We start from the raw sequence: 14554 nt of genomic DNA, 5'->3' as shown, positions 1-14554 counted from the left end.
CAGCCTCTTAATCATTAACATCGAAAGATAGCATAACCAAATAAGCATGAAATTTCACGCTAAATCGGACTAGCTATCATTCGATGATATAAAAGCAATACGCTTTTGATTAAGCTCCGGACAACGTTTCATCGTTTGTATCCGTTTGTTCGGAGCAGCCTCTGGTATATAACTTTACAGTTTCTACATGAATCATGTTAAACCATCCCTTCGTTTGGTAACAGTTTAAAACGCATGCCTAAACTTGTCAACCTAGAGCGGGAAATCATAATTATTTTTAGTCTCTAACAGTTGAATAACTTCTTTTGCCTTTTGTATCGCTTCTTCTAGAGAATAAATTAAACGATCTGTTACTGTGACAATATCTTCGAACTCTCCAGGTGTGTCTAATATTTCTTTGATGCTTAGTTCCTTTGATTGTTCTGCTGTATTTATTAATCTTAGAATAGCATTCATAGAATAGTGTGCTGCTCGCAATGTACGAATAATCTTCATTCTATTTAATTCTCGTTCTGTATAAAAGCGATAACCATTTGGTAGTCTGGGAACGGTTATTAAGCCATTTCTTTCCCAGTTCCTTAGGATTTCAGGTGTTAATTCCAATAATTGTGTGACTTCATTTCGATTATAAGTCTGATTAGACAATGACTCATTGCCACTGAGCCATTGTTCAACCAATTGAATGGCTTCTAAAGCTAGTCGGTATTCTTGTTCAAGATGAGCCAAATAGACCTGGGCTAGTTTAAAAGCCAGCTTGAAATCACCCTTCCCACTGGCTTCTGCAATAGCTCGTGCTTTAGCTCGACTATGACCTTGAATAATCTCACAATGAAAAGCGGTTCTAGCTACTTGAAGCTGAAATAAATGAAGCTCCGAAAATAATCGATATCCATTGTCTGCACGAGGCACTGGAGAGATATACTTCCACTCTTCATAAATGCGAACAGTATTCGGATGTACGTTAACAAGACTCGCTATTTCTTTGGTGCTATACATCCCTTCGCCTCCCTCACTTCCATTTAAAGAATTTGATGGCGCTGCCCAAACCAATCAATATACATAAGACAAGAATGATAATACTAAAGAATAAGTGCTGAATTGACTCTCCAATCGAAACTTGTTTAAGTAAATGAATACCATGTGAAAGCGGAAGAATATCCATTATCCATTGGAGAAAACGTGGCATAATTTCATATGGAATCGTAGCGCCAGAGAATAGAAGCATTGTGAAGTAGACCACTGAACTCCATAAATTTGCAGACTTTTGATCAGGCACGACACTGCCGATAGCAATCCCAACACTGTACATCGCACACACAACAAATGCATAAGTTATCAGAAAGACTCCCCATGAGCCTCTCATTTCATAATCAAATAATAAAGTATATACAGTAGTTACGCCAATAAATGAAACTAGTGCTGAGGATAATTGAATAACAACTTGAGCAAACAATATATGTACTGGGGATACGGGTGTTACTTGGAATCTTTTTAGAATTCCTCGATGACGATAGTCAGCAATGGTAAGCGGTACACCCATTACGCCAGTGGCGAGTACCCCAATACAAATAACTGCAGGGTAAGAGATTTCAAACATGGATGCTCCGCTGGCAGACACATCTTTACTCATGACATATCCAAAAAGAGTCGCCAAAATGATCGGGAGTAGGATCCCAAATATAAGTATATCCATACCTTTCCAAACAAGTTTGCCCTCTATTTTTAGTAGCGTCCAAAATAATTTCATACCCATTCCTCCTCACCTGCAAAATATAAATAGGCATCCTCTAATGTTGGTTGTCCACTAAGTGTAATAATTTCTTGAATGGAACCAAAGGCGACCGTTTTACCGTCTCTTAAAATGATTAGTTGATCGCAGAGAGCTTCTACTTCGTCCATGTAATGAGAGGTGAGTACAATCGATAGTCCGTTTTCTTTCATAGTTAAAAGCTGTTTCCATAACATCTTACGCGCTTTTGTATCAAGCCCCGTTGTTAATTCATCTAAAAAAACGAGCTGAGGATTAGGCAAGAGGGCTAACAAAACTGCTAATCGCTGCTTTTCACCGCCAGATAGCGATCTTACTAGCTGCTTTTTCTTTTCATGCAGTCCAAAGGTTATAAGTAAAGGATCGATAGCTTGTGGTTTTTTGTATAAAGCACGCCATTGGATACAAGCCTCTTCTACGGTTAGGCGATCTTGAAAATTCGTATCTTGGAATTGTACGCCAACGTTTTGGAACACTTCTTTTCGTTCTGTGAATGGCGATTTCCCAAGTACTTCGAGCATTTGAAATTCGCTTTTCTCGATCCCTAGAATTGCAGCAATACTCGAGGATTTACCCGCACCATTAGCTCCTAGCAAACCAATTACTTCTCCTTCACCTAAATGAAAGTTTAAATCCTGGACAGCAACTTTATCTCCGTATCGTACATAGAGATTTTTCACGGACAAAATCATAATCCCCACCTCATTTCAGATATTAGGTTTACACTATATCAAATGAAGTAAAGGCTGGTGGTTTATTGGAGGGTTTGTTTTTTGAAACAAAAAAAGGAGGTTAGCTCATCTCATGAACTAACCATCCTCTGACAGATGAAAAATATTTCCGAAAAATCATTTTCTTTTTTTAACACCATTTATCCTAGTCCCTTGAGGGATTGAAATGAGCTGACTCTTTGATACACCGATAAGCTGAGAAGTATAAATACTCGAATGTCCGGAGAATAAATAACTCACCACACAAGCGATGAACATATAAATTGCACCTTCCGAACCGAACAGCTCAATTCCCATTAAAAAGCATGCGATGGGTGTGCTCGTAGCTCCGCAGAAAACAGCAATGAATCCGAGCGCAGCTAAAAAGGGACCATACACATGTAATATTCCAGCCAAAGCATTGCCTAATGTGGCTCCCATCGCAAACAACGGAGTCACTTCACCACCCTGAAATCCTGTTCCCAGGGTAAAAGCGGTGAAAATCAGCTTCCATAAAAAAGCGAACGGCGTTACATCTCCCTCAAAAGAATCCTTGATTAAAGGGATACCAAGTCCCAGATAGTCGCGTGACCCTACAACGAATACCAACGCTATGATAATTAAACCACCTACTGCTGCTTTTATCATCGGATTGCTAATCATGGCGGTGAAGGTTCTTTTTAGAAAATGAGTCAGTTCACTGAAAAGCATACTCACAAGACCAAAAATAACAGAAGCCAATACCACTTTTAGAATAATCATTACACTTAAGGCAGGAAACTCATTCACTACATAGTGAGTATGATGAACGCCCCACAATTGAGTGGTGACCAGATCACCAACAAAGCTGGCCACAAAACATGGAAGTAACGCTTGTTGGCTAATAAGTCCAATCGTTACCACTTCTAGACCAAATAAGGTTCCAGCTAGTGGTGTTCCGAAAATAGAGCCAAAGCCTCCGCTAATCCCGCACATTAACAATATTTTGCGATCCAGCGGACTGATTTTGATTAATTTCCCAAACCACTCCGCGAGGCTTCCTCCCATTTGTACTGCGGTTCCCTCACGTCCGGCAGATCCACCAAACAAATGAGTTACCAGTGTTCCGAACAATACTAAGGGTGCCATGCGTAAAGGAATGGTCTCTGTACCATCCTGAATTTGTTCTATGATAAGATTATTTCCTTTAGCGCTGTTTTTTCCATAACGCATATATAAGAAACTAACAAGGACTCCTCCAAGAGGCAGCAAATAAAGCAGCCACGGATGCTCTAGACGTACATCTGTTACATAATCTAAGCTTTTCAGAAAGAATGCCGAGGCAGTTCCCGATAAAAGTCCAACCACACTTCCGAGTACAATCCATTTGATAAACGTACTCCATAGTGCAAAATGACTTCTTTTCTTAGCGAATTCAACCCATCGTGCAGACCATTGATTCATTACGACAGCCTCCAAAATCAGTATAAAGCAGTCCCAACAACAAAACAGACTCCTACCAGTGAAGCTCACACTGGTAGGAGTCATTAGTCTCATGAGACGGTTGAGGCGAACTCCATCGCCTTGTTAGATATTATTCTTAGTCTTCAAACTCCACGTTATGATACACCTGTTGCACATCTTCCAAATCTTCTAAAGCATCAATCAGTTTTTCAAATTGAGCTTGTGCATCTTCAGGAAGTGTTACATAGTTCTGTGGAAGCATGTTTAATTCTGCTACAGTAAATTCGGTAATTCCAGCATTTCTGAATACTTCTTGTACGGCATGGAACTGATCAGGCTCAGCATATACGATAACTGCTTCGTCCTCTTCCAGTACATCACGTACATCAAGCTCTGCTTCGAACATCATCTCAATCACTTCATCAGCGGTTTTACCTTCCACACCGATAACAGCCGTTGAGTCAAACATATAGGCTACTGATCCGCTGACACCCATATTTCCGCCATTCTTACTAAATGTAGAACGAATCAAAGGTGCTGTACGATTAACGTTATTCGTAAGCGCATCGACGATAATCATCGAACCGTTAGGTCCAAACCCTTCGTAACGAAGGTCTTCATAATTCTCATCACCGCTGCCTTTGGCTTTATCCATTGCGCGGTCGATAATCGCTTTTGGTACATTGTAAGTTTTTGCACGTTCTAATACAACCTTCAGTGCCCGGTTTGCTTCTGGATCGGGTTCACCTTTCTTGGCTGCTACATAAATCTCAACACCAAACTTAGCATAAACGCGACTTGTGTTGGCGTCTTTGGAGGCTTTCTTTTCCTTAATATTATTCCACTTACGACCCATATTGTTCCCGCTCTCTTTCAACATGAATTAAAAACAATTGTTACTTATTATACCCTTGATTAATAGCTCTAGTAAAGTGCGCTGCTAGGTTAATCCTCTAAGCTGTCACAATACACTCATAAAAAAGGCCCCTGAATCGATCAGGAGCCTGCTACTATTTATCAAATCAATGCCAAATTTCATCCGCAATCTCTTTAATAAATTGCAGTTTGTCCCACTGTTGCTGATCTGTCAAATGGTTTCCTTCTTCTGTAGAAGCAAAACCGCATTGTGGGCTTAGACATAGCTGATTGATGTTAACATACTGTGACGCTTCTTTAATACGCTCCACGATTTCTTCTTTATTCTCAAGCTCACCGGTCTTCGAGCTGAACAATCCTAGAACAACCTGTTGATCCTTGATAAATCTTAATGGTGCGAAATCACCTGCCCGATCCGTATCAAACTCCAGATAGAACCCATCAACATCCACAGTTCCGAATAACACTTCTGCGATTGGCTCGTATCCACCGGAAGCTGCCCATGTAGAAGCATAGTTTCCACGGCATACATGCATGGTAATGACCATATCAGCAGGATGATCCTTAATCGCTTCATTATTTACGAATGCATACAACTTAGCAATTTCGTTAACATTTACACCCTCTTTTTGTCGCGCTTCCCAATATCCTTTGTCACAGAGCATCCCCCATGTGCAATCGTCCAACTGAAGATTTCGACAACCCGCCTCATAGAAGTCGCGAATCACTTCACGATATGCTGCGGCAATATCAGCAACTAGTTCATCTTGGTTATCGTAAACAGCTACAGTGGTCTGGTGATTCCGTTGAAGCTCAGCAAGAAATTGTGCAGGAGAGGGAATCGTTTGACGCGCAACTACATCGTTACCGGCAACGCTAGCCAGTTGTCTGTAATCTGCGATCATTGGATGATTCGTACCGCGAATCTTGCCAGATAGGATTGCCGTTTCCGCTCTTGTCTCCATGCCATTGAATAAATAGCCTTCTTTGCTGACTTTCTTAGCTACGCCTTCCAGACCCCACATGAAGTCTAAATGCCACCAAGAACGGCGGAATTCACCGTCCGTTACTCCTTTTAAACCTACATCTTTTTGCTTTTTCACGACTCTGGCAATCTCCGTATCTTCAACCTTGCGCAATTCGTCTGCCGTGATTTCATTGTTTTGAAATTGAACGCGAGCCCTCTTAATAGTTTCCGGGCGTAAGAAGCTACCTACTATATCAACTCTGAAGGGTACTTCCGTTCTTTGCGTTCCTGTTTGAATGGTACTCATGGGGCCGACCTCCTTGATTCTCTGTGCTTGTTCTGTTGCATTCACTATAGCACTTCATCATCAAGGGCTGGTAACTCCTAAAAACTATGGCCTACCATAAGCTTACGCTATAGCAGGCCATCAGATTTACGTATTTTTACTTAAACCCAAATTTCTTGGGCGGTTTCGATTACGAGACGTATTTTATCCCACTGCTCTTCTTCGGTTAGAATATTCCCTTCCTCGGTTGAAGCAAATCCACATTGAGTACTTAGGCAAAGCTTCTCAATATCAACATATTGTGCCGCTTCTTCAATACGCGCTTTGAGCTGTTCTTTGCTCTCAAGACCCCCATGTTTCGTAGTTACTAGTCCCAACACTACAAATTGATCTTTAATAAAGCGTAAGGGCTCAAAATCACCCGCCCGCTCATTATCATATTCCAAGAAAAAGGCATCCACTTTAGTATTCGAAAAAAGCTCTTCAGCCACAGGCTCATAACCACCAGCAGCGAACCATGTAGAACGAAAATTGCCTCGGCATACGTGAAGCGCAATTGTCATGTCCTGTGGACGATTGGCAATGCTCTCGTTAATCAGCCTAACATAATCCTTAGCTAATTGATCTGGATCTGTACCTCTGCTGCGTAAATGCGCCCGATGTCTGCCACTACACAGCGTTCCCCAAGTTGTATCGTCTAACTGGAGGTAACGGCAGCCAGCATCATAGAACGCTTGGATTGCAGATCGGTAAACAGCAATAATATCTTGAAATAACGTTTCCTGATCCGGATAAACCTCATTCCCGTTAAACTCCTCCACAAAATGAAATAAAGCGGGTGAAGGTATCGTCATTTTCGGAATTCGGTCTCCAGCCATTTGCTTCAAAGCGATAAATTGCTCGATCATCGGATGATTTTCAAAGGCAATTCGGTCCACAATTCGAAAAGATTCCGCGCGCTGAGCCGCTTCCGCTCTTCCTTGATTCAAGTTAATCTTTTCTGTCCCTTTAATCCCTACAAAAAAATCAAGATGCCACCAGGAACGGCGGAATTCCCCATCTGTGACCGCCAATAAACCCACTTCTTTTTCTTGTTCCAGAAGTTTGGCGATTTCAATATTCTCAATTTCATGAAGCTGACTGCCCGTGATTTCACCATTGTCATATTGGAGGCGGGCTGCTTTTATCTCATCCGTGCGTAAGAAGCTGCCAACGATATCGTAGCGAAAGGGTGGAGCATTTCTCTGGGTGCCAATTACGGGTCTAATCATACCGATCCTCCTACTGCTATAGTAAAAAATGATTTAGATCAAAATAACTTCCTGAAACCAGGTCATTCAAAATCTCGATATACTTAGATGCCATTACACTCGGTCTACGATCTTTATGCGCTATCCAGCCAACCGTAAATACTTCATTGCTCTCAAAAGGAATCGTCTTCAGGCCATCACCATTTAGATCAGACGCCAGAATTCCTGTGCCAACCGTATAGCAATCCGTACCCATTAATAAATTGGTCAGTGTCGCTCGGTCATTCACCTTAATATTCTTCTCAATTTGTGAAAAGCTTAACATTTCCTCTGAGAAATGCAGTGAATTGTTCTCACCCTGTTCAAAAGTGATATAAGGGAACGGTACAATATCATCCTGAGTAATAACTTCCTTACGAGCCAGCGGATGTCCGGTTCGAACATAAAGATGCGGATCCGTATTAAAAAGCGGTGTGAATTTCAGATTGCCGTCACTAAACAGTTTATTCATATGCTTATAGTTACTCTCGTTAATATAAAGAATTCCTAAATCACTGCGCAATGTACGTACATCCTCGATAATCTCGTAGGTTTGCGTCTCTCTCAAGCTAAAATTGTATTCCGAGACGTCATTCTGCTTCATGAGATTTACAAAGGCGTCAACCACAAAGGCGTAGTGCTGCGTAGAGATGGAAAAATAGATCGGACTACGCTTTTTCCCAGTATAACGATTCTCCATAAGCTCCGTCTGTTCAATAATTTGGCGAGCATAACCTAGGAATTCCATCCCCTCTACGGAAATACTGATCCCACGGTTGGTCCGCTCAAAAATCGTAATTCCCAGTTCACTTTCTAACTCTTTAATGGCATTGGACAGGCTCGGTTGAGAGACAAAAAGCTTCTTTGCCGCCTCATTCATGGAGCCACTATTTGCAATTTCGATAGCGTAGCGGAGTTGTTGCAACGTCACTCCTATTCCCCCTGTTCCAGACCTGTTAGTTCTGTATTCTGTTTCATGCTAGGTGATATCGTAGCATATTTTCATATAGCAATCCAAGATAATCCTTATCATATTTACGTATTAAGCGTGCTTTAGCGTGTACGCTTCTTAGCAGCATCAATTTTGGAGGGGTCAAGTCCCTTCCAAATGTTCGGCATATCAACCTGCTCCGGGTGCTCAAATACTAGAAAAGCCGTAGGTAAATATCGTTCCCCATATTGAGAGGATGGCTTGTTCATAATCTCGTTGTCTTTTACCAGCACGGTAGAAGAACCTCCATCCAAATTGGCAGCAATCACGGCTCCATGCTTAAGAAGGATTTGCTGCACATCGTATAGATTTGCTCCAATACTATAAGTAGGTTGTCTTCCATCGATGACAACAAAGATGATCGCTCCGTCTGCACGCTGACCCATCGCTGTTCTAGGTGCAATCCCCCACCCTTCAGCCGCGTTCTTAATCAATCCTTTTCCATTAACGATCAGACGAGGGCTAAAAGTAACGGCCTCCTGAACACCCATTTTACTAATCTCGTCTAAAGAATAATTCCCAGCAACCATTTTCCCTTGTTTATCAAGTCCTACGATTTGGGTGGATTTTTTGCCACCGAGACCGTTGTAATATAACTTACCTTGTGAAATCACAATACCAATAGGTTTAAATCCATTACCTTTCCAGTTAGGATCGGCAAATCCACCACCGTTAACTCCAGCAATAGCACCTGTGCGCTTCACCATGCTAGTTACTTTCTCACCTGACCCTACCTTATCTGGAATTCCCAAACGGACTTTTGTAGGATCATTAACGATCATGACATATCCGGAATACCCAGTACCTGATACATTTTCTATCTCGACTAGTGGTTTCTCTTTTACTTCTGGTTCAGGAGTGATGGTGTGTGTGTCCTTTTCGACCCCCATCTCTTCAAATAGGGAGCTATATTCAGTCACTCTGTCCTTTAATCCGTCCTCGCCAATTATATATTTAGCCATGTAGCGGTGCTGTGTTGTAATCAGTGTATCAGCGATTGAATAGCGCAGATTTTTAGCCGAAGGTGCAAAGTAAAACCAGCCGCCTCCAGCAATCAACAAAATTAAACAAAATAAAAACACTTTAGATAGTGTACGAAAAAAACTCCGTTTCTTACGTTTTTTGGTTGGTTTCTTTTTGCGTACGGTGGAACGTTGAGGTAATGATGAAGTGCTCACTTCTTTTTCCTCCCTGACTATTTCGGAATTTGAAAATAACGATCTAACTTTATCATAGACGATAAATTCCATAAAAAGTTTCTGTTAAGGAAATTACTAGTTATAATTAGTTTCTAAGCATACACAAAAATATCGCCGTACGATTCTCATCATACGGCGATTGTTTGTTAGTTTTCCTTTATAATTTCGCCATTATTTGCGGTCTCTTTATTCGCTGCAACACATAATAAATCAAGAATAGATTTATTCCCAGCAAAATAATCATAATCCCTGCTGACCATTCTAATGGATGCTTTACACCAAATGTAACCAGTAAAGAAGGTACCATCGTCAAGAAGCTTAATGCTGAAGCAATATGTAATCCTTGGCGTGGCTTTTGCATTACCATGGATAATATTCCAGTTATAAAGATCATGAATATACAAATCAGAAGATTATCAAAGATTAATATACTTTGAGCTGTTGAGAACCAAATGAGGCTGGTTTCATGCATAAAAACAAATTGGATGAAGTTTGCTGTCAGCCAAGTAAACAATGACGACACTACCAGCATTACTAGTGAAATCAGGATTGCAATCATACTCTTTCCAATGAACATTGACTCTGTTCGTATTGGCGTTGACAATAAAGATTCAAAGGTTTTATATACTTTTTCTCCTCCAATCGAATATGAGATCATATTTACTGTTATTCGAGGCACACCTAGAGCCATAATGATGATTGGATAATAAAAGTTCAATTCGCCAAAATAAATATAGGCAAGCATCGTAAAGATGGCTGGTGCAACGATTAAGAAAAGCATGCTAAACCGAAATTGCTTTAAAGCTACGAAATATTTCCATTCATGATGAAGAACACTAGACATTTGTGATTTCATCAAAAACACCTACCTTCTTATATGACTCTACAAAAAATACGAACGATCCATTTTCTTAACTTTTATAAAGATAAAATAAGAGTTAACCCCTACCAAAACGACTAAAAATACTGCTGATAGTAAATAAGTAGCCACCATCAAATGCTGAGTAAATAAATTAAAAAGAATAACAATATAAATATAAATCGGATAAAAAACTATGCTTAGCTTACTATTCGCCTTCTGGATATCGTCAGAAGTACTGGATCGATCTACTCCTATTAAAGTGACGGCTAATAAAATATGAAAAAATAGAATCAACATACCTACCCATTCCCAAAAATTGATTTGAAAAGGCTCATTTGTGAAACCCTTCACTAATAGCATTAAAACGAATATTGATAAATAACAAACTCCACTGCTAACGATGCAAAACATACATTTTCCATAAAATAGGCTTCTGCTCTTAATTGGTGAGGATAATAATGTTTCTATCGTTTTCATTTCTTTCTCACCCGCAAAGCTGTTGGCTGTCCATTGCTTTAACAGAGTAAGTGGAAATAAGATTGATCCGCTCAACAAAACAGTATCGTTCATTCGAAGCACAGGAGCAACGATCCCTATGAGAACTACAGCACATAAATGAAAGATCAGAGCACCTTTATCCTTGAAATACTCTTTTATCTGCATCCTAAAGACGGTTTCTATTTCATTCATTTGGTTTCTCACCATTTTCTACCTGCATATACAGCTCTTCGAGGTCAAATCCCTTTGTTTCAATATTCTTCACATCTATCTCTAATGTAGCTAACACTTTAATCAACTTCGAAATCGCAATATTTTCTGTTAGTTCAACGATAATCGTGTTTTGCTGTACCTTGTATTCAATATTTATTTCAAGACTAGACAACGCCTTATGAAGACGTTCCAAATCAGCGGACAAATCTTGGTTGCAGATAATACGGACTTTACTATTGGCTTGCTCTTTCAATGCTGCCATTGTGTTAGTATATACGTTTTTCCCATGTCGCATTATTGTGATCTTATTACAGATCTTTTTTACCTCTTCTAAATTGTGTGTGGTCAAAATAATGGTGGTCCCGTACTTCTGTGCTAAATCATGCAGCATTACTCTTAAATGATCAATGCTTACTGGATCTAGTCCATTCGTGGGCTCATCTAATAGAAGGATTTTGGGTTTGTGAAGTAAGGCTCTAGTTAAAGCAACCTTCTTCTTCATCCCTGTAGAAAAGCCCTTAACAGGCAAATGCTTCTTATCTAGTATTTCAAAACCACTCAATAGCTCGTCTATTCGTTTGTCGTAATCACTACGTTTCATACCATATATTTGAGCAAAATAACTTAAGTTATCATATACACTCAAAGGCTCATATAACCCAACGTCTTCTGATAAAACACCACACATTTTACGAACAGTGTCACCCTCTAAATTAGGATTACAACCAAATACAGATACCTCTCCCTCATCAGGCTCTAAAAGTCCTAATAAGAAACGAAGAGTAGTTGTTTTCCCAGCTCCATTATGTCCCAATAAGGCGTAAACATCTCCCGCCTGTATGGAAAGGCTCAATCCATTAATAGCATTTACACGCCCGAATGTCTTTTTTACATCTTTCAGTTCAATTTTCCGCATCGCACAATCCTCCTTAATAAACCCAAAATAAGTATAGCAGACTATACATAGATTGTATAGTTAACTATACTTATTTTGATTGTGATAAATTTTTTTATTGATATAATAAGAAAGTACGACGTTGTCGTTTTCGGTTTTCATCATGAAAGCAATTTTCGATATTATTTAATACATGGGAGCAGGACATGAAAACAAGAATAAGAGAATTGCGAAAAGAGCGAAAAATATCTCAAGAGGAATTAGCAAAAGCGGTTCGTGTCACTCGGTTAACCATTATTTCAATTGAGAATGAAAAATACACAGCTTCTTTAATCCTTGCTTATAAAATAGCTAAGTATTTTGGATTAACGATTGAGGAAGTATTTGATTTCTCTGAGGTGGAGGAAAATGATGAATCAAAAATATAAAGCGAGGATTCAAAAACGTTTACGTACCAAAATAGTTATCGCTGTTATTGGTGGACTTGCTGTAATAGGCACCTATATTATTAAATTGCTAAATACCACGGCAGATTTTGCTTCTATTGATGCGTATATCACAGGATTTTTCTTTGGTATTGAAGGCGTCTGTGTAATGAACATAATACAGCTTAGAAAGCTGCTTAAAGACGAGAATGCGCTTGAAGAAATGGTAATTTCTGAAGAAGATGAAAGAAATCAAAGCATCAAATTAAAAGGTTACAACTCCACTATAAATTTAATGATTTGGTTGCTTTCATTTGGAAGTATTATCTCATCTTTCTTCAACCAGGTTATCTTTTTCACATTGGCAAGTGTTCTTGTGGTCCTGTTAGTCGTGTCTTCATTATTCAGATGGTTTTATACTAGAAACTGAGTGGGGTACATAAGCTCCCTCCTTCCAATTAAAATAGCTGTCTCAGTAGTAGAATTTCTACTTGTGAGACAGCTCCTTTGCACCTCTTATTAATTGCATGATTTATTTAGTGTCTACCCGCTCCACCACCACTGCTGGCGCTACCTCCACCACCTGATGATCCACCACCGCCGGAATAACCTCCTCCACCGGAAGAGCCACTATCATTGTTAGAGTAGCTGCTGCTGGAAGAGCTGGAAGAGCTAGAAGAATGTCTACCTGCACCTCCGCCACTACTCGAACCTCCGCCCCCACGATTCTCGTTGCTTGAGGAATATCGTCCTGCTCCTCCACCTCTAGTAGAGCCGCCTCCACCGCTGTTTCCCCAGAAGCTTGACTGTGAGTTATTTGATGGTGTGTTTCTATGATGATGATGATGGTGATTATTATAGTGATTATTATAACGTCTGTGCCAACGTCTACCATAACCGTAATCCGCTTGACCGTACCAATTCCCATACCGCCGAATATTTCTTGGGCTATACGGATTAAATGGCAAACCGTACATTTCAATATATTTATTGCGTCGTGAAAGACCATATCCGAACAATATGAGCGGAGCAAATATCAATAAGTAAATTAGGAGACCTTTGCCTACACTAACACTAGCCTCCTTTGCTGAAGTGGTTGTTGAGGGCGAAGTTGAACCAGTTGTGCCCCCATTATTTCCTGCCGTCCCTGTTGTTCCAACGACCTGATCCGCTCTTGCTAGCAAAAAACTGTACAAAGCATTGACAGTTGCCGTAGCACCTGTCCCGTAATCTTTTTTTACAAATTGAGGCTCAAGTACGGTATCCAAAATATTACTAATCGCATCGTTAGTTAGAATCTTATCGATGTCCTTCCCTTGAAGAACATGATAGTTGTCTCCATCAATATCTAGTACGAGCATAACATCCTTAGGGCCTGCTGCAACGGAGGCAAACTTCATGTAGGTATAATCCTGAAGTGTCTTATCTCCTGCATTCTTTACAGTAACCACATAAATGCCACTGCCAGTTGTGGTTTTATATCTATTGCTAGATTCGTTCAGATAATCCTTTGTCACTTTTTTGAGTACACCGGCATTATCGGATACATAGTTTTTCGTGCCGACAGTTTCCACCCAAGTCCCACCCATGGCCTGAATAAAAGCACCATACGTCTTGCGTGCGCCATTACTATATGTTTTTGCTGCAAAATCAGGTTCAAGGTATTGAGAAAGAATTTCTTTAATCTTACTGTTAGGCAACGTATCCTCAATACCCTTTCCTTGTACCGCCCAGTAATCATCATCTTTTATAGATAACAGCAATAGAAGCCCGTTATTCTTGTCCGCGGAACCTACACCCCAGCTATTGAATAACGAAGTGGCATACTCTTCCATCGAAACTCCATTTGTAGAATCAACTGTCACTACTACGACTTGAGCACCCGTATCCTGATGTAATCGAATCCCATAGTTCACCATGTAATTCTCAGCTTTCTCGTCGATCACATTCGCAAAATCATTTACATAAAATGATCCCGTATGCTTTGGTACTGCAGTCTTGGCTGAAGTTAAAACCGGAAGAAGCAAAACACTTAACATCAGTGTGGCAAGTGTGGTAAGAAGCATTTTTCTAAACATTCTGTAGTTCATATGTACCTCCTGCGCTATCATAATCTCTTTTATTTATCGGTT

At 40.1% G+C, this 14554-nt stretch carries 15 protein-coding genes and 1 riboswitch; of the genes, 2 read left to right on the top strand and 13 right to left on the bottom strand.

The annotated features are described in order from the left end of the window. Positions 1–252: 252 nt before the first annotated feature. The 12 genes from R50345_RS14125 to R50345_RS14070 form a co-directional block, all read right to left on the bottom strand. Positions 253–996 carry a MerR family transcriptional regulator gene (locus R50345_RS14125; RefSeq protein ID WP_042127521.1) on the bottom strand — a complete coding sequence of 248 codons (744 nt, stop codon included), beginning with the start codon at positions 994–996 and terminating at the stop codon, positions 253–255. Positions 997–1009: 13 nt separating this feature from the next. Continuing rightward, the gene (locus tag R50345_RS14120; protein ID WP_042127519.1) at positions 1010–1747 is read right to left on the bottom strand and encodes an ABC transporter permease; all 738 of its coding nucleotides are present in this window, start codon (positions 1745–1747) and stop codon (positions 1010–1012) included. After that, a complete protein-coding gene (locus R50345_RS14115; protein ID WP_042127517.1) occupies positions 1744–2460 on the bottom strand; it encodes an ABC transporter ATP-binding protein in 717 nt (238 codons plus the stop codon). Before R50345_RS14115 ends, R50345_RS14120 begins: the two co-directional genes overlap by 4 nt. 156 nt (positions 2461–2616) lie before the next feature. Further along, complete coding sequence (locus tag R50345_RS14110) at positions 2617–3921, bottom strand: voltage-gated chloride channel family protein (RefSeq protein WP_042127515.1); 1305 nt, start codon at positions 3919–3921, stop codon at positions 2617–2619. A 67-nt stretch (positions 3922–3988) separates the two neighbouring features. After that, positions 3989–4050, bottom strand: a riboswitch (Fluoride riboswitch). A 7-nt stretch (positions 4051–4057) separates the two neighbouring features. Next, a complete protein-coding gene (locus R50345_RS14105; RefSeq protein ID WP_042127514.1) occupies positions 4058–4777 on the bottom strand; it encodes a YebC/PmpR family DNA-binding transcriptional regulator in 720 nt (239 codons plus the stop codon). A 166-nt stretch (positions 4778–4943) separates the two neighbouring features. Further along, the gene (locus tag R50345_RS14100) at positions 4944–6071 is read right to left on the bottom strand and encodes a 5-methyltetrahydropteroyltriglutamate--homocysteine S-methyltransferase (RefSeq protein WP_042127512.1); all 1128 of its coding nucleotides are present in this window, start codon (positions 6069–6071) and stop codon (positions 4944–4946) included. A gap of 140 nt (positions 6072–6211) precedes the next feature. Further along, a complete protein-coding gene (locus tag R50345_RS14095) occupies positions 6212–7321 on the bottom strand; it encodes a 5-methyltetrahydropteroyltriglutamate--homocysteine S-methyltransferase (protein WP_042127509.1) in 1110 nt (369 codons plus the stop codon). A gap of 16 nt (positions 7322–7337) precedes the next feature. Continuing rightward, positions 7338–8270 (bottom strand): LysR family transcriptional regulator, encoded by a 933-nt coding sequence (locus R50345_RS14090; protein WP_042127507.1) that lies wholly within the window; start codon positions 8268–8270, stop codon positions 7338–7340. A 122-nt stretch (positions 8271–8392) separates the two neighbouring features. Next, positions 8393–9508: a phosphodiester glycosidase family protein gene (locus R50345_RS14085; protein WP_042127505.1), complete on the bottom strand. Its 1116-nt coding sequence runs from the start codon at positions 9506–9508 to the stop codon at positions 8393–8395. A gap of 178 nt (positions 9509–9686) precedes the next feature. Next, a complete protein-coding gene (locus R50345_RS14080; protein WP_231574199.1) occupies positions 9687–10388 on the bottom strand; it encodes an ABC-2 transporter permease in 702 nt (233 codons plus the stop codon). 24 nt (positions 10389–10412) lie between these two features. Next, complete coding sequence (locus R50345_RS14075) at positions 10413–11081, bottom strand: ABC transporter permease subunit (protein WP_042127500.1); 669 nt, start codon at positions 11079–11081, stop codon at positions 10413–10415. Further along, on the bottom strand, positions 11074–12018 hold the full coding sequence (locus R50345_RS14070) for an ABC transporter ATP-binding protein (RefSeq protein ID WP_052414597.1): 945 nt from the start codon (positions 12016–12018) through the stop codon (positions 11074–11076). The genes R50345_RS14075 and R50345_RS14070 overlap by 8 nt, the downstream gene beginning before the upstream one ends. Positions 12019–12203: 185 nt before the next feature. Between R50345_RS14070 and R50345_RS14065 the strand changes: the two genes are divergently transcribed. Together R50345_RS14065 and R50345_RS14060 are read left to right on the top strand one after the other, a co-directional pair. Beyond that, positions 12204–12425: a helix-turn-helix transcriptional regulator gene (locus R50345_RS14065; RefSeq protein ID WP_042127498.1), complete on the top strand. Its 222-nt coding sequence runs from the start codon at positions 12204–12206 to the stop codon at positions 12423–12425. Beyond that, positions 12406–12852 carry a hypothetical protein gene (locus R50345_RS14060; protein WP_156114796.1) on the top strand — a complete coding sequence of 149 codons (447 nt, stop codon included), beginning with the start codon at positions 12406–12408 and terminating at the stop codon, positions 12850–12852. The genes R50345_RS14065 and R50345_RS14060 overlap by 20 nt, the downstream gene beginning before the upstream one ends. A 106-nt stretch (positions 12853–12958) precedes the next feature. On the opposite strand, the gene R50345_RS30305 is transcribed toward R50345_RS14060, so the two are convergent. Then, complete coding sequence (locus R50345_RS30305) at positions 12959–14512, bottom strand: TPM domain-containing protein (protein WP_052414596.1); 1554 nt, start codon at positions 14510–14512, stop codon at positions 12959–12961. Between the last annotated feature and the right edge of the window lie 42 nt (positions 14513–14554).

The organism is Paenibacillus sp. FSL R5-0345 (genome assembly GCF_000758585.1).
Taxonomy (GTDB): Bacteria; Bacillota; Bacilli; order Paenibacillales; family Paenibacillaceae; genus Paenibacillus_AQ.
The sequence above is the reverse complement of the archived record's forward strand: the minus strand, read 5'-3'. Positions and strand labels throughout refer to the sequence as shown.